Genomic DNA, 22808 nt, shown 5'->3' with positions numbered 1-22808 from the left:
AGCGCAGAAGGCATGGAGCGTGGCAACAGCAAGCACGGACCGAGGATCGACGAACAGATGAGTCAGGAGGTCAGCGGCCTCGTACAGGGGCCGGGGACCGGTGGCTCTCGGGTCGACGAGTCGCGGGTGCCGGAACCGGCTGGCGAGGACCAGCCGGAGACGACCACCGCCCCGGCCGGCGACCTGCGCACCGGCACCCCACAGGGCATGAGCTCCACGGACGTCGAGCAGCGCAGCCGGCTCGGCCGGTTCATCTCGATGAGCGCGCTGCCGGGCGACCGCTTGGTGCTCATCGCCAGCGCCCGCGAGAACGAGGCGCCGGACGACATCGTGGCGGCGCTGGAACGGCTGCCCGAGGGCACCGTCTACCAGACGGTCTCCGAGGTGTGGGCCGCGCTCGGCAACAAGAACGAGACAACTCGCTGGTGAGCAGGATCGCCCCCGATCCGGCAATCCCCAGCGGCTGAAGGAGGTTCCCCGATGAGTGGCGTAACCGAACATGTTGACGTGTCCGTACCCGTACGCACCGCGTACGACCAGTGGACGCAGTTCGCGGAGTTCCCCGAGTTCATGGAGGGTGTGCAGGAAGTCCGGCAGCTCTCCGACACGATGACCCACTGGACGGTGGAGATCGCCGGGGTGAAGCGCGAGTTCGACGCGGAGATCACCGAGCAGCTCCCCGACGAGCGGGTCGCCTGGCGCTCGACCGACGGCTCCCAGCAGGCCGGCGTGGTGACCTTCCACCGACTGGACCAGGACAAGACCCGTGTCACCCTGCAGCTCGAGTTCGAGCCGCACGGTGTGGTCGAGCAGGCCGGCGACAAGCTCGGCATCGTCGACCGGCGGGCCAAGGGCGACCTGGAACGGTTCAAGACCTACATCGAGCGGCGTGGTCAGGAGACCGGTGCCTGGCGCGGACAGGTGGACCGTCCGCAGCCGTGACAGTGAGCAGGACCTGAGATGGCCGCCGGTATCCCGGCGGCCATCGCCGTACCCGAGCATGCTCGCCGGGCACCGTTTGCGATCATCGTGCCCGGGTACGGCTGAAGGTATGACCGACGACAACATCAGGGTGTGGCGGGACGAGGAGCGGCTTCCGTTGGAGGAGTTGGAGCGCGCCGTGTCGGGCTCCAGCCTCGACGGGGAGGCTGACGACGTGACGGGTAACGACGCCGGCGAGGAGTCCGCGTTCGGGCACGGACCGGCCGCGTCGGACCGAGACGGTGCCGTCCGGGGCAACAGCCGGGAGGACACCGACCCGCAGCGCGCCTACCGCCCGTCCACCACCGGCAGGACCGGGCCGGACGTCTGAGGATCGCTCCCGGGCTGGGCGGGCACCGCCGGCACGGGTGGCCCGACGGTGGGTCGGCGTGCGCCCCACTCGTAGAGCGCGATCAGCGCCAGCGCGAGCACCAGCAGTGCCGAGCCCAGCACCTGCACCGAGGTGTTGCCGATCAGCACGCCCAGCCCGGTCGGAACGAGCGCCGCGCCGACGCCCGAGGCGCCGATCTGGAGGCCGATGGCGCGGTCCGCGTGCGCCGCGCCGACCCGCTCGGCGGTGGTGAGGGTGAGCAGCGGAAACACCGGTGCGGCGGCGAAACCGACAACGACCAGGCCGAGCACCGCCAGGACGGCCGGCCCGGGAACGGCGATCAGCGCCGCGCCGACGGCCATCCCGGCAAGGCTGGCGCGCAACACCAGCCCCGCCCCCAGGCGCTCGGCCACCAGGCCCTGCACGATCCGACCGACGAAGAGACTGCCCCAGTACGCGGAGACGCAGCCGCCGGCCAGCGCCGCGCTGAGCCCGCGCCCCTCGGTCAGCAGCAGGAACGCCCACAGCCCGGCGGACACCTCGATCGCGACGTACAGCATGAAGGCGAGCATCCCCGACCAGACCGCCGGCAGCCGCAGCGTGTCCCGAACCGGGACCCCGAGGATCGGTGCGGCGGGCGTGGCCTGGACCGATGCGCCCGCCTCGGTGGGCACCCCGGCGCCGACGCCGGCCGGTACGCCGCGGTGCCAGGCCCGTATCGTGAGCGCGAACGCGACGGCGAGGACGAGTTGGGCGGCGGCCACGATGCCGTACCCCCAGCGCCAGGCGAGCCCGGCGCTCAGCACCCCGGTCATGATCAGTGGACCGATGGCCACACCGAGGCCGAAGAAGGCGTGCAACCAGTTCATGTGGCGGGCCCCGAAGGCACCGGCGGCGTACGCGTTGAGCCCGGAGTCGACAGCGCCGGAGCCGAGCCCGACCAGCAGCGCACAGCCCACCAGCACCGCCAGCGTCGAGCTCACCGAGTAGCCGGTCAGCGCCAGGCTGGCCAGCAGGGTGCTGCCGGCGAGCAGGGCCCCCACGCCGACCCGGGCCAGCGTGAAACCGGCCAGCACGCTGGAGGTGAGATAGCCGACGGTACCGGCGGTGAGCACCCACCCGACCGCCTCGGTGGGTACGTCGAAGTCGCCCCGGATCGATGGCCAGCCGACGCCGAGCAGACTGTCGGGCAGACCGAGGCTGACGAACGCGAGGTAGGCCAGCAGGAGCAGCGAGGCGCGGGGACGCGCGGGCGCGGTGGACACGAGACACCATCCTGCCGCAGCGCACCCTAACGCCGTCGGGACCCAACCGCCCCCGACGCAAAGAAGTCGTGTCCGTACGGTCGAGAAAACGGACAGCTCGACCAGAATCGGCCGATCGGAGGACGGCAAGCCGGCCGGTTCGCGTAAGAATTTCGGGATGCATCAAGGCTCCGGAATCCTCTCCACGCGTCAGCGCCGGCTCGCCTGGCTCGGCTTCCTGCTCGCCGCGCTTCAGGCGCCCGTGTCCGCCTGGCTCGTCGCCGACGAGTCGTGGCTGTTCAGCCTCTGCGTCGCGCTGATGGTGGCCACCGTGATCATCGCTGACGACGCGGCACGGCGTCGCCCGGCCGACGCGACAAGCGACTAGCCCTCGGCGCCCGGCCGGGCCTCGTGGCCCGGCCGGCCCCGGCTACGGCGGCGTTCCTTCATCTCCGCCTCGTACAGGTGGCGTCGCCCGCACACCAACTCGTCGCGGGCCTGCTGGTCCAACTCCCGGAACAGCGCGTGGTAGCCGTCGTCGAAGTCCTCGACGATCTGAAACGTCCACCGTCCGGCGATGACGTTGCGGCCGCGCAACTCGGTGGCGATCCGGTCGGCGAGGTGCGGATGGCCGGCGGCGTGGAACTGCTCCACCGCGTCGTCGAGCATCAGGTCGGCATGGCCGATCAACTGGTGCATCGAGTAGAGGTGCCCCCGGGCCCGCTCCACACACTCCAGCGCCTCGCTGAGCTTGCCGAGCGCGGCGACCGTCGCGTCGCTGACGCCGTCCGGCCGCCGGTGCCGCTCGTCGGGTCCGTCCGCGTGCTGTCCCATCCGTGCCTCCGTGCCGTGTCCCGTCATCAGTGGGTGTTCTCCTGCTGCCCCGTCTGTGCCGGATCAGTCCCCCAGGTCAGCGGCGAGCGCCCAGTGGCGCAGCCGACATCCACCGAGCGGACGAGGTCGACCCGGTCACTGGTCGGTTAGCCTCGGTCACCATGCGTGTGCCGTTCAACCGGGTCGCCTCCCGTACCGCCGTCGACTCGGCGCGGTCCACCCTGGCCGCCCTCACCGTCTCCGTGGGCACTGTCGGCCTCGCCGCCGCCGCCGCACGGCCGGGGCTGCTGGCCCTCGTCGACCAGCATGCGGCGGCCGTCCGGGACAGCCTCGACGGGGACCGCACGCCGCTGACCTCCGCGGCGCTCGCCGGCTACGCCGAGGGGGTGCGCGCCGCCGCCCTGGAGCACGGGTGGACGCCGCCCAGCGGGCCGGTGGACTGGAGCCAGCCGGAGTGGCTGCTCACCCGCCTGGTCGCGGTCTGCGCGCTGGCACGCGCACTCGACCGGCACTGACACGCGACGGGAGGGCACCCCGCGTCGTACGCGGAGCACCCTCCCACCCTTTGTGCCGTTCCTCGCCGCTACGAGCGGTACTGCTGGGCTTCGTCCACCCGAGGCATGGCCTGGGTGCGGTCACCCCCGCGGTCGGCCATCTGCCGCTCCACGTCGCTACGCCCGGCCGAGGCGGCCTGACGTTGCTGCTGCACCGCCCGAGCCTCCTGGGCCGCCCGCTGCAGCCAGCCGTCCCAGCGGTTCTGCATCGGCTTCACCAGACCACCGCCGACGCCGACGATCAGGATGCCGGCCACAGTGGCGAGCACCGCGATCAGCACCGGAGTGGTCACCGTGGTGGCGATACCCACCTGGTTCAGGGCGGCGATCACACCGAGCGCGATGATGAAGATCGCCGTCAGGTCGGCCAGGACCTTGCCGTACGAGAGCCCTCCCAGCGCCCCGGTGACCAGATCCCGGACAGCGTTGGCGATCGCGGCCGCCACCACCACGATGACGATCGCGATGAACGCGCGCGGCAGCCAGGCCACCACGCCGCTGATCAGGTCACTGATCGCGTTGGGCCCCCAGACTCCGAAAGCGAACTGCAGCGTGAACAGCAGTACGGCGTAGTACGCCAGTCTGGCCAGAATGTCGCTGGCGTCGTACTTCGTTCTCTCCAGGGCCCGTTTGATACCACCGCGTTCGACCGCCTGGTCGAAACGCACCCGTTCCAGCACCGTATCCACGATCTTGAGGACGGCTCTGGCGATGAGCCAGCCGACCACGAGGATGACGATGAAGGCCACTGCCTTCGGGATGAAGAGCAGCACCGACCTCCAGGTGTCGGCGATGGCATCGCCGATGTCGGCCTGCCGGACCGCGAGGGTTTTCAGCATGATGTCCCTCCTGTCGCATGGACTGCGCCGGGCGCATACCCGGCAACCGGTCCGGCACTCCGCGCAGCGAGCGGCGTTTTTCCCGACAGACCTCCGGACAGGGGCCCTGAACTGCCCGAACGGCCACCGCGACGGACTCGGCGACGGCCCGCGGCCGTGGTCGGATGCCTTTTCCGGTCGGCCGACTAGGCTGCGAACATGCCAGGAACGGTCGGGCGGGTCCCCACGCCAGCAACTCCGGGCCCGGGCGCACCCACCGGGTCCGGCCCGGCCGTCGGCGTGCTCGCCCACGACTGGGCCAACACCCCGCTGGGCCCGGTCGACGACTGGGACGTCGCCCTCCAGGCCGTGGTGGAGCTGGTCCTCACCTCGCCGATGCCGATGGCCCTGGCGTACGGCGACGATCTCGTCCTGCTCTACAACGCCGGCTACGCCGAACTGCTGGGCACCAAGCACCCGAGCGCCCTCGGCCGTCCGGCCGCCGAGGTGTTCGCGGAGATCTGGGCGCTTCCCGGCGTCGGTGCGGTGATCGAGCGCTGCTACCGGCAGGGCGAGCCCTTCCTGGAGAAGGAGTCCACCCTGCCGCTTGTCCGTGGGCACTCCGCGACGGTGGAGCAGGCGGTCTTCACCCGGGGCTACTCACCGGTGCGTGACAGCGCCGGGCAGATCGTCGGCGTGTTGACGGTCGCTGCCGAGACCACCCACGTCACCGAGCAGCTGCAGAGCCTCAGCGAGGTGGCCGCAGCGCTCGCCGGCACCCTCACCCTCGACGACGTGGCCCGGGTGGCGCTGCGGTACGCGATCACCACGTTCGACCCCGACCAGGCCTCGTTCGCTGTCGACGAGGGCGGCGGCGGCTGGCGCATGGTGCGTCGGGTCCGTGGCGAGTTGTTGGACGAGGCCGATGAGCGGCTTCCCCCGCTCTGGCGGCGCGCATCTGCGGACTGGTCGGCTCCGGTGGTGCAGGCGGCCCGCTCCGGCGCCCCGTCGTTCACCCGCGACGGGCAGCCGCTGCGGGACACCGCCGTGGACCGCCACGACCAGAAGGTTCAGGCGATGGCGGCCCTGCCGCTGGGCACCTCGGTGGTCCGCGGCGGGCTGGCGGTCGGCTATCAGGTCCCGCACACCTGGTCTCCCGCCGAGCGGGCACTGCTGGCCGCCTCGGCCGAGCTCATCGGCCAGGCCGCCGAGCGGGCCCGCCGGTTCGAGACCCAGCACGGCACTGCCCAACTGTTGCAGCGCAGCATGTTGCCGGAGCACCTGCCGGATCTTCCCCGGTTGCGGATCGCGGCCCGCTACGACCCGGGCGTGGACGGCAACGCGGCCGGCGGTGACTTCTACGACGCGTTCCTGCTGCCCAACGGCTCGCTCGGCGTGGTGCTGGGCGACGTCGCCGGGCACGACGTGCAGGCCGCCGCGCGGATGGGGCAGGTCCGGGCCGCGCTGCGCGCCCTGGCCCTGGCCGACCCGACGCCCGCCTCGGTCCTGGCCGGCCTGGACCGGCTGGTGACCAGCCTCGGCGCGGAGGCCGGCACCCACGAGCTGTTCGTCACTGTGGCGTTCGGGGTGATCGACGCGGAGCGGCGGGAGCTGACCCTGTCCAGCGCCGGGCATCCCGCGCCGCTGATCCGCCGCGGCGCCCCGGATGGTCGGTTTCACGCCGAGTACGTCGACGTCCCGGCCGGGCCGCCGCTGGGGCTGGGCGGCCGGCCGGGCACCACGACTGTCCCGTTCCGTCCCGGTGACACCCTCCTGTTGTTCAGCGACGGGGTGGTGGAGCGTCGCCGGCAGAGCCTGAGCGCCGGGCTGGCCACCCTGAGCGACGCCATCGCCAAGGCCGGCAGCGGCGACCCCCGCGCGCTCTGCGCGGTGGCCACCGCGGCGGTCCCGGGCGGCACGGAGGACGACGTGGCAGTGCTGGCGGTTGAGCACGCGCTCAAACCGAGTCGTTCGGCGAGCATGGAGGTGCCCGCCGAGCCGACCGCGCCCAGCCGGGTACGGCACTGGCTGACCGGCCATCTCACCGAGTGGCAGGTGCCCGAGTCGGTGATCGGGGCGGCGGTGCTCTGCACCAGCGAGCTGACCACCAACGCGTTGCTGCACGCCGGCACTGCCGCCCGGGTGGAGATCGACCTCAGCGCCGAACGGCTGCTCGTCTCGGTAGCGGATTCCGGCACCCGGGGCACCGTGACCCGGGCACGTACCGACACGTTGAGCAGTCGCGGGCGCGGCCTCGGCCTGATCGAGGAGCTCAGCGACGCCTGGGGCACCGACCCGTCGGTTCGGGGCTCAACGGTCTGGTTCGAGATCCTCACGCCGCCGACCGTGCACCCCTGAGCCGCTCGAGGGTAGGAGGAGGAAGGACCATGGCTACCGACCGGCCCGCCGGGGTCCTCTTCGATGTCGACGGCACCCTGGTCGACACCACCTACCTGCACACGGTGAGCTGGTGGGAGGCGTTACGCCAGACCGACCAGCCGGTGCCGATGGCGGTGGTGCACCGCTCGATCGGGATGGGGTCGGACAAACTCCTGGACCATCTCCTCGGCCCGGAGCGGGACCGCGACGCCGACTCGAGGCTGCGCGACGCGCACGACACCCTCTACGCCGAGTACTGGGAACGACTCACGCCGCTACCCCAGGCGGCCGACCTGTTGCGCTCCTGCGCCGAGCGGGGGTTGCGGGTCGTGCTGGCCACCTCCGCCTCGGAACCCGAAGTGGGCGCGCTTCGTCGGGCGCTGGCCGCCGATGACGTGATCGACACGATCACCTCCTCGGCGGACGCCCAGCAGAGCAAGCCGGCACCGGACATCCTGGTCGCCGCGTTGGAGCAGTCCGGCTTGACCGCCGAGCGGGTGGTCTTCGTCGGCGACTCGGTGTGGGACGTCGTCGCGGCCGGGGCGTTGAACATCCCGTGTGTGGGCCTGACCTGCGGTGGCACCAGCCGAGGTGAGCTCGCCGGCGCGGGTGCCGTGGCGGTGTACGACGACCCGGCCGCGCTGTTGCACGAGTTGACGGACTCGCCACTCACCCGGCCCCGGTGAGGATCACTCGGCTCCACCGACGCGGACGCGCATAGCCGGAGCCCTTGCGGGGCAAGGACGTCACCACCTGCCCGCGCCTCGCGGGTGCGGGCAGAAGGGTGGTGCCGTGGAGCCGGTAGATGTGGCGTTTGCGCTGGTAGGGCTGGGCGCTCTGCTCGCGGGCATCCTGCCGCGGGTGCTGGAGCAACGCCCGCTGTCCATGCCGATCGCCTTCCTCGCCCTCGGCATGCTGGTGTTCCTGCTGCCGGTCGGGCTGCCGTCACCGGACCCCCTGGCCCACCCGGAGCTGACCACCCACCTCACCGAGATCGGCGTGATCGTCGCGCTGATGGGTGCCGGGCTGAAGATCGACCGGCCGTTGAGTTGGCGGCGGTGGTCGTCCACCTGGCGGCTGCTGGCGATCGCGATGCCGCTGTGCATCGCGGCGGTGGCCCTGCTCGGCTGGTGGTGGGCGGGGCTGGTGCCGGCCGCCGCGCTGTTGTTGGGCGCCGCGCTGGCGCCCACCGACCCGGTGCTCGCCGCGGACGTGCAGGTCGGCGAGCCGACCGACGTGGAGGATTCCGAGGACGAGGTCCGCTTCGCGTTGACCTCCGAGGCCGGCCTCAACGACGGGCTGGCGTTCCCGTTCGTCTACGCCGCCATCGCCATCGCCTCGACCAGCCTCGCCCCGAGCGACTGGTTGGCCGAGTGGTTCACGGTGGACGTGCTCTGGAAGATCAGCGTCGGCGTCGGCGGTGGCCTGCTCATCGGCTGGTTGCTCGGCAAGTTGTTCTTCCGCGCGCCCAGCAAGCTGCGGCTGGCCCGGCACGCCGAGGGCTTCCTGGCGCTGGCCGCCACGTTCCTGGCGTACGGGCTGGTGGAGGTGGTCGGCGGGTACGGCTTCCTGGCGGTGTTCGTGGCCGCCCGGGCCATTCGGGCCGCCGAGCGGACCAGCGAGTTCCACTCGGTGCTGCACGACTTCGCCGAGCAGGTCGAACGGCTGCTCACACTGGTGCTGTTGCTGCTGCTCGGCGGCGCGATAGTGGGTGGCCTGCTGGGCCCGCTGACCTGGCCGGCGGCCGCCGTCGGGCTGGCGCTGGTGTTCCTGGTGCGGCCGCTGATCGGCTGGTTGTCGCTGCGCGGCGCCCCGGGACGCCCGGCCGAGCACTGGGTCATCTCGTTGTTCGGCATTCGTGGCGTCGGCTCGTTCTACTACCTCGCGTACGCCACCACCAAAGCCGACTTCCCGCAGGCCGAGCTGCTCTGGGCGACGGTCGGGCTGGTGGTGCTCGTCTCCGTCGTGGTGCACGGCATCACGGCGACCCCGGTCATGCAGCTGCTGGACCGGGAGGGAGAGCGGACCTCCGACCCGGCCGAGCGGAGCGACGACGCGCGGCCGGTCGCGGCAGCCGGGCACGCCTGAGCGGGTAACTCAGCCCAGGCGGGCGGCCAGCGCCCGGCCCAGGTCCCGGCCGGAGCGCCAGGCGCTCTGCACCCGGGGTTTGCCGAACGCGTCGCCGGCCAGGCCGATCCCGTCGGCGTCGAGGTGGTGGGTGGCGCCGCCGGCGTCGCTGGTCGGCTTCGCGTACGTCCAGCGGTGCACGTGCACGTCGACGGCCTGCTCGGGCAGCCCGAGCAGATCTCGGACGGCCTGTTCGATCGCCGGGCCGGCCCCGGTGGGTTGGGCCAGGTGCCCAGCCGCGAACTCCGGCACGGTGTGCGCGACCAGCACCGGCGCGCCGTCTCCGCGCCGGTCGCCGTCGTCGCAGACGAGGTTGAGGACCGGGTGCTCGTTGACGAACGCGCCCCGGAAGTCCGGCCAGTGCCGGGTCGGGAAGCGCAGCACGGCGGCCAGCGACGGTGACCAGCGCTGCTCCTGCACGACCCGGGTGGCGTCGGTCAGGGCCGGGTCGAGCAGCAGGGCGGCCTGCGGGCCCGGCATGGCCAGGGCGACCGCCGAACATGACTGCCCGTCCACGATCGGGCCGGGCTCCACGGTGAGCACCAGCCGGTCGACTGTCACCGGCACCGCGCCGGCCAGGTGTTCGACCAACGAGCGCAGCCCACGGGGGGCGGCGAAGCGCATCGGTCCGGGGACCTCGTGGGTTCCGCTCCGGTCGTACGCCTGGAAGGTGTCGGTCCACTCGCGGACCAGCCCGGCGGCGCGCCACTGCTCGACCAGTGCGGCGAAGTCCGGGTCGGTGGCGGTGAAGTAGGCGGCGCCGATGTCCGCGGGCCGGCCCTGGAAGCGTTTGCTGGCCATCCGGCCACCGCAGACGTGCCCCCGCTCCCGGACCTGCACCGGCACCCCGGCCCGGGTCAGCTCGACCGCACAGGCCATTCCGGCGATGCCCGCCCCGACCACCACCACGCTCGACCGGTCCTCCGTCATCAGATGATCGTAGGTGGCGGCGTTCGGCATGAATCACCGGAGAGCGGGGTACTGGTACACCTGTTCGAAAGAGAGGGTGATGACGATGACGGACCGCCGCACCGAGCAGGCCGACCAGAACGCCGCGATCAAGGACCCGGACGAGTGGGTCACCGGGGACGAGCCGCCGACGGCGGCACAGGAGTCCTACCTGAGCACGCTCGCCCGTGAGGCCGACGCGGATCTCCCGGACGACCTCACCAAGGCCGAGGCGTCCAAGCGCATCGACGAACTCCAGGCCAAGACCGGCCGAGGCCAGTAGGACCCGACCCCTTCCCCGCGATCTTGCACTTCCTGTCGCGATAGAAGCCGCTTAACGCGCAAACCATCGACAGCAAGTGCAAGATCGCGGGGAAGGGGCGTGCTGGCCCGGGTGAGGGGCGGGGTGGGCCCGTCAGGGACGGGGCAGGTTGTGCAGGTTCACCTTGCTGAGGGTGGCGGCGTGCACCTCGGCGGTGAGGTAGGTGCCGTGGGTTTGGGAGCGGCGGTCGGTGGGTGAGCCGGGGTTGAGCAGGCGCAGCCCACCGGGCGCCTCGGTGTCCCAGGGGATGTGCGAATGCCCGAAGACCAGCAGGTCGACATCCGGAAAGCGGGCCGCGCACCGCTTCTCCCGGCCGGTCCGGGGCCCGGTCTCGTGCACCACCGCGACCCGCAGGCCGTCGAGATCGACCCGGGCCACCTCCGGCAGCCGGGCGCGCAGCGCCGGGCCGTCGTTGTTGCCGTACACAGCGATCAGTCGGCGTGATCGCGCGGTCATGGCGTCGAGCAGTGCCTCGTCCACCCAGTCGCCGGCGTGCACCACCACGTCGGCCGCCTCGATCGCCGCCCAGAGAGGCCCGGGTAGGTCCCGGGCCCGCTTCGGTACGTGGGTGTCCGCCGTGAGCACCAGCCGCATACCGGCATTGTGCCCCGAGTCCCGGCCGCCCACCCGGGGGACGTGGGTGGACGGCCGGGCTCCGCCTCCGCCGCCCGGCCCCGTGCGTCATCGACGCTCGGGTACGGGTGCCGAGCCGGTCAGGGGGCGGTCACGGCAGGGTCCAGCGTTGCGCCCCGGTGCCGTTGCAGGTCCAGATCCGCAGTTGCCGACCGTCGGTGAGATCCGAGTTGGGGATGTCCAGGCAACGCCCGGACTGGGGGTTGCGCAGGCTGCCGTCCGACTGGGCGGCCCACTGCTGGGCCCCGCTGCCGTTGCAGTCGTAAAGCTGCACGAGGGTGCCGTCGGTGGTGCCGCTCGCCTTCACGTCCAGGCACTTGGCAAGCCCCCGCACCGTACCGTCGCCGGGCAGTGTCCAGCTCTGAGCGGCGGTGCCGTTGCAGGTCCAGGTCTGCACCTTGGTGCCGTTCGCGGTCTGGCTGGAGGCGATGTCCGCGCACTTGCCGAGGGCCTTGACCTCACCGGTGCGCGCCCCGCCGGTGCCGACGCCCGGGCCGGTGAAGGTGTAGCTGTCCACGTCCAGCAACGCCCCGCTGCCACCGGTGACGACCAGGTACAGGTCGTGGGTGCCGTCGTCGGGCTTGGTCACCGTGGCGCTCAGCTCGGTGTAGTTGTCCCAGCCGCCGGTGTTCGGCACCGCGATCCGGGCGACCTCGGTGCCGGTCGGTGAGTCGTACCGGAAGGAGAGGGTGCCGCCGGGGCCGCCGGAGGAGATCCGGGCCCGGACGCCGGTGATCCCCTTGAGGCTCACCGCGTGGTGCCGGACGCTTTCGCCGTTCTGAACGTCACCCAGCCGCCTGCCGCCCTCGGCCGCCGCCTGGTCGATCACCTTGGGGCCGTTGAGCTGGACGAAGTGCTCGGCCTGCCACTGTTTCGGGTAGAGGCTGATCTCCTGCTCACCGGTGAGTGCGGCCGAGCCGGTCGCGCCGCGATCGGTGTAGCTGCCACGCAGGACGAAGAAGAGCACCGAGTCGGGGCCGGCGTGCACCGGGCCGGTGTTGAAGGTGGCGCCGCAGCCGGTCCCCTCCCCCTCCTCGTGGGCGTGCTCCTGGTGGCCCAGGGCGGCCCTGACGACCACCGCCGAGCAGGCCGGCGTGCCGTCCTGCGGGTCGCTGGCCGAAGCGCCCACCGCCAGGTCCTGCCCCCAGTCGAAGAGCCCGCCGGCGGGCAGGCCGGTCAACGTGACAGTCGGCCGATTGTTGCCGACCACCACCGACACCACTGTGGTGGCGCTGCGGCCGGTGCCGTCGTTGACGGTGAGCCGGGCGCTGTAGCTGCCGTTGGCGGAGTACGTGAAGGACGGGTTCGCGGCGGTCGAGTCGGTGCTGCCGTTGTTGGTGAAGTCCCAGGCGTACGTCAGAGGGTCGCCGTCCGGGTCCGAGCTGCCGGCGCTGGAGAAGGTCACCGACAGGGGGGCCAGGCCGCTGTCCCGGTTGACGGTGGCCTTGGCGACCGGCGACCGGCCACCCTGGACATAGTTGATTTTGTAGAGACCGGCGTCGACAGCGCCGGAGAAGTAGCCGCTGCCGTACTCGAGCAGGTAGAGCGAGCCGTCCGGGCCGAACTGCCAGTCGATCGGGTGGACGAGCTTCATGCCGGCGAGCACCGGCTCGATGACGGTCGGCGCCCCGGTTGACGGGTTGCCGTTGTCGAACTGGACCTCCTTGATCCAGTTGCGGCAGTACTCGGAGATCAGCCACTTGTTGTCGTAGTAGGCCGGCCACTTCACGTCCGAGACGAGGTTCGGGTCGTAGTGGTAGACCTCGACGTGGTTGGGCGACCCGCACCCACCCGGGTTGTCCAGCGCCGGCCAGTCCTCACTGCCGCCGTGCTGCTCCCAGACCAGTGCCGGTTTCGTCGGCGGAAGCTGCTGGACGCCGGTGTTGCGGGGTGAGTTGTTGACCGGGCCGGCCGAGCCCCCGCAGGGGAACCAGCCACGCGGGGTGGCGGTGGCGAAGTCCCAGTCGTTGTAGGCGACGTTGGGACCGCCGCAGTACGGCCAGCCGTAGTTGCCGGGCCCGTTGGCCCGGTTGAACTCGTCGTAGGCCGCCGGGCCACGGTTGGCGAGGTCGGTGCCGGCATCCGGGCCGACCTCACCCCAGTAGAGGGTGTTGTTGGCCTTGCGGTCCACCCAGATCCGGTACGGGTTGCGCACGCCCATCACGTAGATCTCCGGGCGCGTTCGCGCGGTGCCGGCGGCGAAGAGGTTGCCGGTGGGGACGGTGTAGCTGCCGTCGTTCTCCGGGTGGATCCGGTTGATCTTGCCGCGTAGGTCGTTGGTGTTGCCCGAGGTGCGCTGGGCGTCGTACTGCGCGTTGCGGCTCGTCCGCTCGTCGATGGGGGCCATCCCGGCGGAGTCGCCGCCGGAGTTGGTGTTGTCGCCGACCGCGAAGTACAGGTTGCCGGCGGTGTCCCAGCTCATCGAGCCGGCCGAGTGGCAGCAGAGATCGCGTTCGGTGGGCCACTCGATGAGCACGTCCTCGCTGCCCGGGTCGAGCAGCAGGGTGGACGGGTTGAAGGTGAACCGACTGATCCGATTGACCAGTGGGGTGACCTTCGGCGAGTAGAAGAGGTAGACCCAGCGGTTGCTCGCGAAGCTCGGGTGCAGGGTGATGCCGATCAGGCCGTCCTCGAAGCGGGCGTCCAGCGCCAGGGTCAGGGCCACAGTGGTGGACCTGGTCGCCGGGTTGTAGAGGCGGACCTGCCCACCGGCGGCACTGGTGCCCCGGTTGATGTAGAAGACCTTGCCGTCGGGGGCGACGGCCAGTTCGATCGGTTCGCCCATGGAGAGGCCTCCGTCGAGGGCGACCTTCTCGAAACCGACGGTGGCGGGCGGGGCGAGAGCGGCGGCCTGGGCCGGGGACGCGGCGGCCGGCAGAACGCTTGCCTGCGGGACGAGGCAGAGGGTGACCAGGACGGTGAGCAGTGTGGTGGCGCTGACGAGACGTCGGCGCGGTGTGCGGGACACGAGACCTCCAGCTGTCCGGGGGATCTCGGTGCCGCTCCCGCCGACTGGAGGAGCACCGCAGGGTGTCCCGGACATTAACGCCTTTCACTGGAAAGCGATAGAACTTCGCGTCACCAGATAGAAAGTTGTCACGTTTCGCGCGAAAGTCCGGCTCACTGGCGCATCGGCGAGAAGTGCGCCGGCGGCATTCCGCACTGACGCAGCGTCGGGTCCCGCTCGACGTCGGTCAGCACACCGGCCGCGTTGATCAGTCCGATGTGGGAGAACGCCTGAGGAAAGTTGCCCAGCTGCTCCCCGGTCAGCGGGTCGATCTGCTCGGCGAACAGGCCGAGGTCGTTGACCCGCTCCGCCAGCCCCCGGAACAACTCGTGCGCCCGGTCCCGCTCACCGGCCAGCGCCAGGCAACACACCAGCCAGAACGAGCAGATGAGAAACCCCGCCGGGTCGCCCTCCCAACGCCGCAGCAGGCCGTCGTGGGACAGCCGCTGCTCCACCGCACGGATCGTCGAGCGCATCCGCGGGTCGTCGGCCCGCACGAAGCCGACCAGCGGCATCACCAACACCGAGGCGTCCAGGTCCTCGGATTCGAAGCTCCCGGTGTACGACTGGAGCCGCTCGTTCCAGCCCCGCTCGAGTACCTCCGTGCGCACCAAGTCGCGGGCGGCCGCCCAGCGGGCCACGTCCTGCGGCTCGCCGAGCTTGTCACCGAAACGGACCGCCCGATCCAGGGCGACCCAGCACTGCACCTTCGAGGACACGTGGTGGTGCTGGACGCCGCGTTCCTCCCACATCCCCGCGTCGGGCAACGCCCAGTCCCGCGCGGCCTGGTCGGCGAGCAACCGGAGCACGTGTTGCACCTCCGGGCCCAGCGGCTCCAGCTTGTCGCGCATCAACCAGGCGGCATCGAGCGCCTCGCCGAAGATGTCGGTCTGCCGCTGCTGCCACGCGTCGTTGCCGATCACCACCGGCGGGCTGTCGCGGTAGCCGCCGAGCTGTTCCAGGCGGTGCTCGGTGAGATCCCGCTCCCCCAGCACCCCGTACATGATGGGCACCGGCTTGTCGTCGATACGGCCCATCGCCCGGCCCAACCAGGCGAACTGCCGTTGCACCTCGTCCAGGCACGCCGTCCGCCACAGCGCCCGCAGGGTCAGGCTGAAGTCGCGCACCCAGACGTAGCGGTAGTCGTAGTTGCGGTCCCCGCCGAGCTTCTCCGGCAGCGAGGTGGTCACCGAGGCCACCACCGCTCCACTGGGCCTGTACGTCATGCCCTGCACCACCAGCCGGCTGCGCCGCACCTGCTCGGGGTAGAGCCCGTCATAGGGGTGATCGGCCGACCAGGAGCGCCAGCCGGCGACGGTGTCGGCGATGGTCTGGTCGGCGTCCGGCACCTCGGGCAGCGGGGCGTCGTAGGTCGGGGCGTACCCGAGGGTGAAGTTGTGTTTCGTGCCCTCGCGGGCGGTGAACGTCCCGGTGGCCTCGCCGTCCCCGGCGGTCAACCGCTCGCTGCCGCGCAGGGTGAGTCGGGCGGCCCCGGCGATGGCCTCCAGCATGTCCTCCCGCTCGATCAGGTACGCGACGGTGCGGCCGTACTCGAAGCGCGGCCGGTAGTGCAACCGCATCGGCACGGAACCGGACAGCCCCTCCACCGAACGGACCAGCACCTGCGGCGAGTGCAGGCCGATGTCGTGACTGCGTGAGCCGGGCTCGAAGGCGAGCGCGTCGGTCAGCGCGACCTCACCCTGGGCGGTGCGGAAGACCGTCCGCAGCACCAGGGTGTCCTCGAGGTAGGAGCGTTCGACCCGGTAGTCGCCCTCGGGCTGGATCGACCAGTGCCCGGCGTTGTCGTCGAGCAGCCGCCCGAACACCGACGGGGCGTCGAACCGCCCCGGGCACCACCAGTTCACCGAGCCCGAGGCGTCCACCAGCGCCGCGCTGCGGCCGTCGGCGAGGAAACCGTAGTCGCTGATCTGTCCGCTCTCCACCTGACTGCCTACCCGGGCAGTCCGCGCCCATTCCCCTCCTGCCCGGCGGTGAAGACCGCGTTACCGGTCGGCCTGGAGGGGAACGCGCAGAGCTGACGAGGGAGGATGCTCATGACGTCAGCTTCGGGGCCGACCGCCGCCTGGCGGTCCGGCACACAGGGTGGCGACCTGCTTCCATCCGGGCCGGCCGGCCGCCTGTCAACACCGGCCGGTGACGGCCACGGGCCGGAGGCCGGCCCGCCGACCGTGACGATCGGCTCGTACCCGGACTATCCGACCGCGCAGCGGGTCGTCGACTACCTGGCCGACAACCGCTTCCCGGTGGAGCACAGCGCCATCGTCGGCACCAACCTCACCCTGGTGGAGACGGTGCTCGGGCGAATGACCACCGGTCGAGCCGGCCTGCTCGGCGCCGGTACCGGCGCCTGGTTCGGGCTCTTCATCGGCCTGTTGTTCGGCATCTTCACAGTCGGCAACTGGCTGGCGGTGATCCTGGTCGGGCTGGTCATCGGTGCGATCTGGGGTGCCGTCTTCGGCGCGGTCGCGCACGCCATGACGGGCGGGCAGCGCGACTTCACCTCGGCCAGCTCACTGCGCGCCGGCCAGTACGCGGTGACCGTCGACGCGCAGCTCGCCGACCAGGCGCGACAGCTGCTCGGTCGGATGCAGATGCCCAACTCGGCGGCGAACGCCCGCTGACCGACGATCGACCGGCCGTCCCGCCAACAAGCCGGGGCGGCCGTTTCGTCGTTCAGTCGTGGTACGCCAGCTCGCCGGCGTGGATGTCGACCTCGACCCGGTTCTCCGGTGGTGCCAGCGGGCAGGCCCAGCGGTCGTCGTAGGCGCAGCTCGGGTTGTAGAGGTAGTTGGCGTCCAGCCTGACCCGGTCGCCGGGCAGCAGCTGCACACCCCGACCGAAGGTGCCCTTCACCGTGTCGGTGAGGTACCGGCCTCCCCCGTAGCTGTCCCGCCCGCAGGTGCCGTCGCGCAGCGGAACGAACAGCCCGCCCCCGTACGCCTCGATCCACCACAGGGTCAACGGCCCCCACGGCGTCTCGGCCACCGCCACCCGCCGGTACGCGACCACCCCGTCCGGGCCACCGGTGTCGATCCGCAGCTCACCGCTGGCCGATCGCAGGGGCGCCTCGACCACGGCATTGGGGTTGGGCGGGAAGTAGCGCACCCCGCTGAAGCCGGCCCGCTCCGTTGGCGGGATCGGGCTCTGCGGGTGGGTGGCGAAGAGTTCGTCGCGGCCGGCGCGGAAGCCGGCCAGGTCGACGTCGGAGAGGTACAACCGGGCGACCCGCTCCCGCCAGTCGGCCAACTCCAGATCGCTCAGCATGCCGGGGACTCCTGATCGAATGACAGCTCGCCGGACCGGACGGGCTTGCCACATGCCTGGCAGCGCACCTCGGCGACGAAGACCTGGCCGCAGACGTCGTGGATGAACTCAACACTGGGCACGTCGCCCTCGCTGTAGGTGTCACCCCAGCGCTTGAGCACGAGGATGACCTGCCCGAGATCCTTGCCCTTCTGGGTGAGTTCATACCCCGCGACCTTGCCGTTCTCGGTGGCACGGGCCTGAAGAATGCCGGATTCGGCCAGTTTTCGCAGTCGGGCGGCGAGGACGTCCCTGGGCGCGCCGACGGCGCGAAGGATCTCGGTGTACCGCGATGCGCCGAATGCGAGCGCTCGCACGATGTGCAGTGACCACCTGTCGTTGACCGCGTCGAGCGCCACAGCGAGGGAGTCTCGCTCTGGTTTGATTTTCAAACCGTCGGTGCTACGGTTCGTGTGGTTGGACATTCAAACCACACTACCCGAGGAAGCACCCATGACGTCGCCATCCGATCCACGTACCGACGGACCATCGCTCGTCGTCACCCAGCGCCGAGCCTGGACCACTCTCGTGATCACCGGGCTGATCATCGGCACGGCGTTCATCGCGGTCTATGTCGGACTGCAACGCAGCCCTCAGCCGAGCCAGCTGCCGATCGCCGTGGTCAGCGCGCAACTGTCGAACACCGCACAGACCGGGTTCGGCAACGCCGTGGCCGTCACCGAGGTCGCGAGCGTCGCGGACGGCGAGGCGATGGTGCGACACGGCGACGCCGTCGCCGTCCTCGGCGCGACCTCCCCCACCACGCTGACACTCGACTACGCCGGCGCGAGCGGGTTCAGCGAGAGCGGCGCCGCGCGTCAGCTCGCGGCCGGTCTCGCCAAGAAGGCTGGGGCGACCATCCAGGAGAACGACATCGTGCCGCTGGCGACCTATGACAGCCGAGGTCTGTCCGCCTTCTATGTGGTGTTCGGCGTCACCCTCTCGTCGTTCGTCCTCGCGCAGGGGCTCACCGCAGCCACCGCGAAGGTGCGGCTGCGCCACCGCATCTACGCGATGGGCGGATTCGCCGTCCTGATCGGTGTGATCGCGGCGACCGTCGCGGGTCCGATCTACGGATCACTGACGGCCCCGTTCCCGCTGCTCGCGCTCTCGCTCATCCTCCTGTCCGCCGCCAGCGCCTTCACGACGAAGGCCCTGGGGGCCTGGCTCGGCCCGGCGGGCATCGCCCTCGCCGTCCTCGCTCTCACGACCATCGGCAACGCGACGAGCGGAGCGACGATCGGGGTCGACCTGCTGCCGGAATGGGCACAGGCGATCTCGGGGAAGCTCCCACCGGGCGCGGCCGTGCGAGCGGTAAACAACTTCGGCTACTTCGACGGCGCACACACAGTGGCGCCCCTCGCCGTCCTCGCCACCTGGTTCCTTGCGGGCCTCGGATTCGTCCTGCTCCGGCAGCAAACCGCTCGGCGCCGCCCGCTCACCGCCGAGGTGGGACGGTGACCGCCCGGGTCAGCCCGTACCTCAGCTTTCCCGGCAATGCTCGACCGGCGATGCGGTTCTACCAGTCGGTGTTCGGGGGCAACCTGGAGATCACCACCGTCGGCGCTCTCCAGGGGGCGACGGGTACAGCGCAGGACGAGCTGATCGCGCACGCGACGCTCAGAGGGGCGACGGGGGTAGTGCTGATGGCCTCCGATCGGACGCCGGGCGACGACGGGGCCGGGGGCAGCTCGTCGATCACCCTGGGCGGCGACGAGGCGGACCTCGCCACGTACTTCGAGCGGCTGTCCTCGCATGGGACGGTCACGGTGCCGTTCGCCAGATCGCCGTGGGGCGCGCTCTACGGCAGGTGCACCGACAGGTTCGGAACCGACTGGCTGGTGAACGTCACCGCGTCGGCGACACCCTGATCTGAGCACAACCCTGAGCGCCGGCCGGGTGGGCGGACACATGCCCGCTCGGCCGTCAGCGCGACGGCCAGTTGGTGAGGACGGCGTCGAGGGCGTCCAGGGTGCGCGACCAGGAGTCGTCGGTGGGGCGCGGGGTGTGCCGGAAGCCGCCGGTCTTCTCCAGGCTCACGAACCCGTGGAACGTGCTGTGCATCATCCGCACCGCGTCGGTCTGGTCGGGCTCGGAGAGCCGGTAGCCGCGCAGGATCGCCCGGGTCATCTCGGCGTGCCGGACACCCGCGCTCGCGGCGGCGGTCTCCGGGTCGAGGTCGATCTGCATGGCGGCGTAGCGGCCCGGGTGCTCCCGCGCGTAGTCGCGGTACGCGTTGGCGAACGCCACCAGCGCGTCCTTGCCGGCCCGGCCGGCGAGCGCTGCGGCGACCCGGTCGGCCAGCTCCGCCAGCGCCAGCAGGGCGATCCTGACCCGCAGGTCGTGCGCGTTCTTGAGGTGGAAGTAGAGGCTGGCGTCCTTCACCCCGAACTGGCGTGCGAGCGCGGCGACCGTGACGTTCTCCACGCCCACCTCGTCGGCCAGCTCGGCCGCAGCCAGTGTCAGACGTTCGACGGTCACCTTGGCACGTACCACCCCAGCACACCCCAACCTAGCCGTAATAATCGTTTGCCTAGGAGAGCTAGGCTACTACCTATGTTGGTCCTGACCGAATCCGTCATCCGCGCGTCCTTCGTCAATTGCAGCCGGGGCGAGGCGAAGCGGCTGGCGATGCCGAATGATCTTGTAATGCGCCCCTGGGACGACCTCGACTTCCTCGGCTGGCGGGATCCCTCCGCGCCGCAGCGGGCCTACCTGGTGGCCGAAACCGACGGCAAACTGGCCGGGGTGGTGCTGCGGGCCGCGACGCACCAGACGGGGCGCGTGCGGCACAGCATGTGCTCGTTCTGCCTGACCACGCACCTCGGCGGAGGCGTCTCGTTGATGACCGCCCCCAAGGCCGGTCCGAGCGGACGGCAGGGCGACTCCGTGGGCACGTACCTGTGCTCCGACCTGGCCTGCTCGCTGTATCTGCGGGGGAAGAAGCACGCCGGGCCCCCCGCGCCCGAGCCGCTGCCCCTGCCGGAGCGGATCGACCGCGTCAGGACCGCCCTCGCGACATTCCTCCGCAAGGTCAGCGAGTGACGGTCGAGGCGACCGGGCGCGGCCGGGGCCGGAGCGTGTTCGAGCCCCGGTCCGCCGGCTAGCGGTCGGTGGCCAGGCGGGCGTGCAGGTGCTCGTCGTAGCGGCGGCCGTCGCCGTACCGGTACGACTCGCGCAGGGTCCCCTCGGCCGGGTAGCCGGCGCGGTCGGCGACCCGGCAGGACGCCGGGTTGGCCACCGCGTGACACAGCTCCACCCGGTGCAGCCCGAGATCCGCGAACGCCCAGTCGGTGAGCCGGACGACGGCGCGGACCGCCACCTGACGCCCCCGTGCCGCGGGCACCGTCCAGTAGCCGATGGACGCGTCGCCGTCGTGGATGCGGTGCAGCGACACCGAGCCGAGCAGTTTGCCGTCGGCCGCCGCGGTGACCGCCATCGAGGCATGACCACCGGTGGACCAGTCGGCCCGGCGACGCACCCAGAGCAGCGCGACCTCGTCGTCGATCGGGTCGCCGCCCTGCGGGTTCCACTGGGCGATCGCCGGGTCCCGGAGGGCGTCGCGCACCGCCGGGGCGTCCTCGTCTCGCCACGGGCGCAGCAACAGGTCGGCGGCGGAGAGTTCCACGTGTTCCACGAGGCCGGAGTCTGACACAACCCGAGGCTTACGCGCCGCCGGATTAACGCACATTTCCTTCAAAGCTGCACGATCCGGCGGCCAGGGCGTGGAGAAGTGACCCAGGCGACGCTCAACAGCATTATTTAAATTTTGAAAGAGTGCTATCGTCGTGGACATGACCGAGAGCCTGGACAGCACCCGAGAGGCCGCCTGGCGCGCCTACATCGAGGCCAGCCAGCGTCTCTACACCCAGTTGGAAGAGGATCTGCGGGTCGACAGCGACCTCAGCTTCGCCGACTACCACGTGCTGGTCCTGCTCTCCGAGGCACCCGGGCAGCGGTTACGGATGGGCGAGCTGGCCGGCCGGTTGATCTTTTCGCCCAGCCGCCTCACCTACCAGGTCTCCTCCATGCAGCGTCGTGGCCTGGTCAGCAAGGAGCCCTGCCCGGACGACCGGCGCGGCAGCGAGGCGGTGCTCACCGCCGCCGGGCTGCTCGCTCTGCGGGAAGCCGCACCCCACCATCTGGCGTCGGTGCGCACCCATCTCATGGACGACCTCGACGATGCCGAGGTCGCCTGCCTCACCCGGGTCTTCGACCGGCTCGGCGAGCGCCTGCGGGCATCGCGGGTCAGCTCGACCACCCCCGCCTCACGCTAGGAGCCTCGACATGCCCGCGATCACCGTCGACAACGTCCTCGTCCTGCCCCGCCTGCCCCGACTCGACGAGGCCACCACGATCCGGCCGGTCCGCACGGTGACCACGGCGCCCAGCGGCTTCGAGGGTGAGGGCTTCCCGGTCCGCCGCGCCTTCGCCGGGGTGTCGACCAGCGACCTGGACCCGTTCATCCACCTCGACCAGATGGGCGAGGTCGACTACGCGCCGGGCGAGCCCAAGGGCACCCCGTGGCACCCGCACCGCGGCTTCGAAACCGTCACGTACATCATCGACGGCGTCTTCGACCACCAGGACTCCAACGGCGGTGGCGGCACCATCACCGACGGCGACACCCAGTGGATGACGGCGGGCAGCGGCCTGCTGCACATCGAGGCGCCGCCGGAGCACCTGGTGGTGAGCGGCGGGCTCTTCCACGGCACCCAGCTGTGGGTCAACCTGCCCCGCTCGGCCAAGATGAACCCGCCCCGCTACCAGGACATCCGGGGTCGGGAGTCGGCGCTGCTCACCACGCCCGACGGGGGCGCGCTGATCCGGGTCATCGCCGGCGAGGTCGCCGGGCACCGCGGCCCGGGTTCGACCTTCACCCCGATCACCATCACGCATGTCACAGTGCAGCCGGGCGCGCAGGTCGACCTGCCCTGGCGGCCGGACTTCAACGCCCTGGTGTACGTGCTGGGCGGCCGCGGCACGGTCGGCACCGACCGGCGGCCGGTGCGCACCGGTCAGCTCGCGGTGCACGGCGCGGGTGACGCGCTGCGGTTCAGCGCCGACACCACGCAGGACAGCAACACCCCGGCACTGGACCTCTACATCATGGGTGGTCAGCCGATCCGGGAGCCGGTGGCACAGTACGGCCCGTTCGTGATGAACACCCGGGACGAGCTGCTCAAGGCGTTCGAGGACTTCCAGGCCGGTCGCCTCGGCGTGATCCCCACCGAGCGGCTCCCGCACACCGGCGGCCAGGGCACCCGGCCCTGACCACCGTCGACCGCTGAGTTCGGCGCCGACGC

Annotated in this window: 26 protein-coding genes; 15 read left to right on the top strand and 11 right to left on the bottom strand. The window is 71.2% G+C overall.

Annotated elements, in window-relative coordinates; translation table 11 throughout:
• Positions 1 to 12 precede the first annotated feature (12 nt).
• The 3 genes from ACLJOK_RS26835 to ACLJOK_RS26825 all read left to right on the top strand — a co-directional run bounded on the left by ACLJOK_RS26835 (position 13) and on the right by ACLJOK_RS26825 (position 1312).
• Positions 13 to 429: a DUF2795 domain-containing protein gene (locus tag ACLJOK_RS26835; protein ID WP_088947320.1), complete on the top strand. Its 417-nt coding sequence runs from the start codon at positions 13 to 15 to the stop codon at positions 427 to 429.
• 51 nt (positions 430 to 480) lie between these two features.
• Positions 481 to 942, top strand: a complete 462-nt coding sequence (locus ACLJOK_RS26830) for an SRPBCC family protein (RefSeq protein WP_410821336.1) — start codon at positions 481 to 483, stop codon at positions 940 to 942.
• A gap of 109 nt (positions 943 to 1051) precedes the next feature.
• A complete protein-coding gene (locus ACLJOK_RS26825; RefSeq protein ID WP_410821335.1) occupies positions 1052 to 1312 on the top strand; it encodes a hypothetical protein in 261 nt (86 codons plus the stop codon).
• On the opposite strand, the gene ACLJOK_RS26820 is transcribed toward ACLJOK_RS26825, so the two are convergent.
• Positions 1270 to 2577 (bottom strand): MFS transporter, encoded by a 1308-nt coding sequence (locus tag ACLJOK_RS26820; protein ID WP_410821334.1) that lies wholly within the window; start codon positions 2575 to 2577, stop codon positions 1270 to 1272. The two genes, ACLJOK_RS26825 and ACLJOK_RS26820, sit on opposite strands and share 43 nt — an antisense overlap.
• Before the next feature lie 157 nt (positions 2578 to 2734).
• On the opposite strand from ACLJOK_RS26820, the gene ACLJOK_RS26815 reads away from it, so the two are divergent.
• Positions 2735 to 2944: a hypothetical protein gene (locus tag ACLJOK_RS26815; protein WP_196922173.1), complete on the top strand. Its 210-nt coding sequence runs from the start codon at positions 2735 to 2737 to the stop codon at positions 2942 to 2944.
• Here ACLJOK_RS26815 and ACLJOK_RS26810 read toward each other — a convergent pair.
• Positions 2941 to 3390, bottom strand: coding sequence for a hypothetical protein (locus tag ACLJOK_RS26810; protein ID WP_410821333.1), 450 nt, complete (start codon positions 3388 to 3390; stop codon positions 2941 to 2943). The genes ACLJOK_RS26815 and ACLJOK_RS26810 overlap by 4 nt on opposite strands.
• 161 nt (positions 3391 to 3551) lie before the next feature.
• Here ACLJOK_RS26810 and ACLJOK_RS26805 point away from each other — a divergent pair, with 161 nt between their 5' ends.
• Complete coding sequence (locus ACLJOK_RS26805; RefSeq protein WP_410821332.1) at positions 3552 to 3905, top strand: DUF6401 family natural product biosynthesis protein; 354 nt, start codon at positions 3552 to 3554, stop codon at positions 3903 to 3905.
• A gap of 68 nt (positions 3906 to 3973) precedes the next feature.
• On the opposite strand, the gene ACLJOK_RS26800 is transcribed toward ACLJOK_RS26805, so the two are convergent.
• The gene (locus tag ACLJOK_RS26800; RefSeq protein WP_238682919.1) at positions 3974 to 4783 is read right to left on the bottom strand and encodes a mechanosensitive ion channel family protein; all 810 of its coding nucleotides are present in this window, start codon (positions 4781 to 4783) and stop codon (positions 3974 to 3976) included.
• Positions 4784 to 4981: 198 nt separating this feature from the next.
• On the opposite strand from ACLJOK_RS26800, the gene ACLJOK_RS26795 reads away from it, so the two are divergent.
• The 3 genes from ACLJOK_RS26795 (at position 4982) to ACLJOK_RS26785 (ending at position 9229) form a co-directional block, all read left to right on the top strand.
• Positions 4982 to 7120: a SpoIIE family protein phosphatase gene (locus ACLJOK_RS26795; protein ID WP_410821331.1), complete on the top strand. Its 2139-nt coding sequence runs from the start codon at positions 4982 to 4984 to the stop codon at positions 7118 to 7120.
• Positions 7121 to 7149: 29 nt separating this feature from the next.
• Positions 7150 to 7827: an HAD family hydrolase gene (locus ACLJOK_RS26790; protein ID WP_410821330.1), complete on the top strand. Its 678-nt coding sequence runs from the start codon at positions 7150 to 7152 to the stop codon at positions 7825 to 7827.
• A gap of 106 nt (positions 7828 to 7933) precedes the next feature.
• Positions 7934 to 9229 (top strand): cation:proton antiporter, encoded by a 1296-nt coding sequence (locus tag ACLJOK_RS26785; RefSeq protein WP_410821329.1) that lies wholly within the window; start codon positions 7934 to 7936, stop codon positions 9227 to 9229.
• Positions 9230 to 9238: 9 nt separating this feature from the next.
• On the opposite strand, the gene ACLJOK_RS26780 is transcribed toward ACLJOK_RS26785, so the two are convergent.
• Positions 9239 to 10177 (bottom strand): NAD(P)/FAD-dependent oxidoreductase, encoded by a 939-nt coding sequence (locus ACLJOK_RS26780; RefSeq protein WP_410821601.1) that lies wholly within the window; start codon positions 10175 to 10177, stop codon positions 9239 to 9241.
• A gap of 100 nt (positions 10178 to 10277) precedes the next feature.
• Here ACLJOK_RS26780 and ACLJOK_RS26775 point away from each other — a divergent pair, with 100 nt between their 5' ends.
• A complete protein-coding gene (locus tag ACLJOK_RS26775; protein WP_410821328.1) occupies positions 10278 to 10499 on the top strand; it encodes a DUF3072 domain-containing protein in 222 nt (73 codons plus the stop codon).
• A 132-nt stretch (positions 10500 to 10631) separates the two neighbouring features.
• Here the strand turns inward: ACLJOK_RS26775 and ACLJOK_RS26770 are convergent, their stop codons facing one another.
• From ACLJOK_RS26770 to ACLJOK_RS26760, 3 genes are all read right to left on the bottom strand, one after another.
• The gene (locus ACLJOK_RS26770) at positions 10632 to 11132 is read right to left on the bottom strand and encodes a metallophosphoesterase family protein (protein WP_410821327.1); all 501 of its coding nucleotides are present in this window, start codon (positions 11130 to 11132) and stop codon (positions 10632 to 10634) included.
• Between the two features lie 130 nt (positions 11133 to 11262).
• Positions 11263 to 14139: a ricin-type beta-trefoil lectin domain protein gene (locus ACLJOK_RS26765; RefSeq protein ID WP_410821326.1), complete on the bottom strand. Its 2877-nt coding sequence runs from the start codon at positions 14137 to 14139 to the stop codon at positions 11263 to 11265.
• A gap of 152 nt (positions 14140 to 14291) precedes the next feature.
• On the bottom strand, positions 14292 to 16121 hold the full coding sequence (locus tag ACLJOK_RS26760; protein ID WP_410821325.1) for a glycoside hydrolase family 15 protein: 1830 nt from the start codon (positions 16119 to 16121) through the stop codon (positions 14292 to 14294).
• 111 nt (positions 16122 to 16232) lie between these two features.
• On the opposite strand from ACLJOK_RS26760, the gene ACLJOK_RS26755 reads away from it, so the two are divergent.
• Positions 16233 to 16820: a general stress protein gene (locus ACLJOK_RS26755; protein WP_366629945.1), complete on the top strand. Its 588-nt coding sequence runs from the start codon at positions 16233 to 16235 to the stop codon at positions 16818 to 16820.
• A gap of 52 nt (positions 16821 to 16872) precedes the next feature.
• Here the strand turns inward: ACLJOK_RS26755 and ACLJOK_RS26750 are convergent, their stop codons facing one another.
• Positions 16873 to 17460, bottom strand: a complete 588-nt coding sequence (locus ACLJOK_RS26750; protein WP_410821600.1) for a DUF1684 domain-containing protein — start codon at positions 17458 to 17460, stop codon at positions 16873 to 16875.
• Positions 17457 to 17861 (bottom strand): winged helix-turn-helix transcriptional regulator, encoded by a 405-nt coding sequence (locus tag ACLJOK_RS26745; protein WP_410821324.1) that lies wholly within the window; start codon positions 17859 to 17861, stop codon positions 17457 to 17459. Before ACLJOK_RS26745 ends, ACLJOK_RS26750 begins: the two co-directional genes overlap by 4 nt.
• 94 nt (positions 17862 to 17955) lie before the next feature.
• On the opposite strand from ACLJOK_RS26745, the gene ACLJOK_RS26740 reads away from it, so the two are divergent.
• Complete coding sequence (locus ACLJOK_RS26740) at positions 17956 to 18963, top strand: hypothetical protein (RefSeq protein WP_410821323.1); 1008 nt, start codon at positions 17956 to 17958, stop codon at positions 18961 to 18963.
• Positions 18960 to 19373 carry a VOC family protein gene (locus ACLJOK_RS26735; protein ID WP_410821322.1) on the top strand — a complete coding sequence of 138 codons (414 nt, stop codon included), beginning with the start codon at positions 18960 to 18962 and terminating at the stop codon, positions 19371 to 19373. The genes ACLJOK_RS26740 and ACLJOK_RS26735 overlap by 4 nt, the downstream gene beginning before the upstream one ends.
• A 55-nt stretch (positions 19374 to 19428) precedes the next feature.
• On the opposite strand, the gene ACLJOK_RS26730 is transcribed toward ACLJOK_RS26735, so the two are convergent.
• Complete coding sequence (locus tag ACLJOK_RS26730; RefSeq protein ID WP_410821321.1) at positions 19429 to 19983, bottom strand: TetR/AcrR family transcriptional regulator; 555 nt, start codon at positions 19981 to 19983, stop codon at positions 19429 to 19431.
• A gap of 75 nt (positions 19984 to 20058) precedes the next feature.
• Here ACLJOK_RS26730 and ACLJOK_RS26725 point away from each other — a divergent pair, with 75 nt between their 5' ends.
• Positions 20059 to 20547, top strand: coding sequence for an FBP domain-containing protein (locus ACLJOK_RS26725; RefSeq protein WP_410821320.1), 489 nt, complete (start codon positions 20059 to 20061; stop codon positions 20545 to 20547).
• 58 nt (positions 20548 to 20605) lie between these two features.
• Here ACLJOK_RS26725 and ACLJOK_RS26720 read toward each other — a convergent pair whose 3' ends face one another.
• Positions 20606 to 21139, bottom strand: coding sequence for a GNAT family N-acetyltransferase (locus ACLJOK_RS26720; RefSeq protein ID WP_238682907.1), 534 nt, complete (start codon positions 21137 to 21139; stop codon positions 20606 to 20608).
• Positions 21140 to 21296: 157 nt separating this feature from the next.
• On the opposite strand from ACLJOK_RS26720, the gene ACLJOK_RS26715 reads away from it, so the two are divergent.
• Complete coding sequence (locus ACLJOK_RS26715; protein WP_238682906.1) at positions 21297 to 21779, top strand: MarR family winged helix-turn-helix transcriptional regulator; 483 nt, start codon at positions 21297 to 21299, stop codon at positions 21777 to 21779.
• Positions 21780 to 21789: 10 nt separating this feature from the next.
• Positions 21790 to 22776, top strand: coding sequence for a pirin family protein (locus ACLJOK_RS26710; RefSeq protein ID WP_410821319.1), 987 nt, complete (start codon positions 21790 to 21792; stop codon positions 22774 to 22776).
• The last annotated feature ends 32 nt before the right edge of the window (positions 22777 to 22808 follow it).

Source organism: Micromonospora sp. 050-3, assembly GCF_046549335.1.
GTDB lineage: Bacteria > Actinomycetota > Actinomycetes > Mycobacteriales > Micromonosporaceae > Micromonospora > Micromonospora trifolii.
This window is presented reverse-complemented; position numbering and strand designations above follow the sequence as displayed.

Excerpts from the sequence above, each read along its gene's own strand:
- ACLJOK_RS26825 (WP_410821335.1), top strand. The coding sequence starts at position 1,052 with ATGACCGACGACAACATCAGGGTGTGGCGGGACGAGGAGCGGCTTCCG.
- ACLJOK_RS26710 (WP_410821319.1), top strand. The coding sequence starts at position 21,790 with ATGCCCGCGATCACCGTCGACAACGTCCTCGTCCTGCCCCGCCTGCCC.
- ACLJOK_RS26715 (WP_238682906.1), top strand. The coding sequence starts at position 21,297 with ATGACCGAGAGCCTGGACAGCACCCGAGAGGCCGCCTGGCGCGCCTAC.
- ACLJOK_RS26755 (WP_366629945.1), top strand. The coding sequence starts at position 16,233 with ATGACGTCAGCTTCGGGGCCGACCGCCGCCTGGCGGTCCGGCACACAG.
- ACLJOK_RS26805 (WP_410821332.1), top strand. The coding sequence starts at position 3,552 with ATGCGTGTGCCGTTCAACCGGGTCGCCTCCCGTACCGCCGTCGACTCG.
- ACLJOK_RS26835 (WP_088947320.1), top strand. The coding sequence starts at position 13 with ATGGAGCGTGGCAACAGCAAGCACGGACCGAGGATCGACGAACAGATG.
- ACLJOK_RS26740 (WP_410821323.1), top strand. The coding sequence starts at position 17,956 with ATGACGTCGCCATCCGATCCACGTACCGACGGACCATCGCTCGTCGTC.
- ACLJOK_RS26775 (WP_410821328.1), top strand. The coding sequence starts at position 10,278 with ATGACGATGACGGACCGCCGCACCGAGCAGGCCGACCAGAACGCCGCG.
- ACLJOK_RS26815 (WP_196922173.1), top strand. The coding sequence starts at position 2,735 with ATGCATCAAGGCTCCGGAATCCTCTCCACGCGTCAGCGCCGGCTCGCC.
- ACLJOK_RS26800 (WP_238682919.1), bottom strand. The coding sequence starts at position 4,783 with ATGCTGAAAACCCTCGCGGTCCGGCAGGCCGACATCGGCGATGCCATC.
- ACLJOK_RS26830 (WP_410821336.1), top strand. The coding sequence starts at position 481 with ATGAGTGGCGTAACCGAACATGTTGACGTGTCCGTACCCGTACGCACC.
- ACLJOK_RS26770 (WP_410821327.1), bottom strand. The coding sequence starts at position 11,132 with ATGCGGCTGGTGCTCACGGCGGACACCCACGTACCGAAGCGGGCCCGG.
- ACLJOK_RS26810 (WP_410821333.1), bottom strand. The coding sequence starts at position 3,390 with ATGGGACAGCACGCGGACGGACCCGACGAGCGGCACCGGCGGCCGGAC.
- ACLJOK_RS26795 (WP_410821331.1), top strand. The coding sequence starts at position 4,982 with ATGCCAGGAACGGTCGGGCGGGTCCCCACGCCAGCAACTCCGGGCCCG.
- ACLJOK_RS26790 (WP_410821330.1), top strand. The coding sequence starts at position 7,150 with ATGGCTACCGACCGGCCCGCCGGGGTCCTCTTCGATGTCGACGGCACC.
- ACLJOK_RS26725 (WP_410821320.1), top strand. The coding sequence starts at position 20,059 with ATGTTGGTCCTGACCGAATCCGTCATCCGCGCGTCCTTCGTCAATTGC.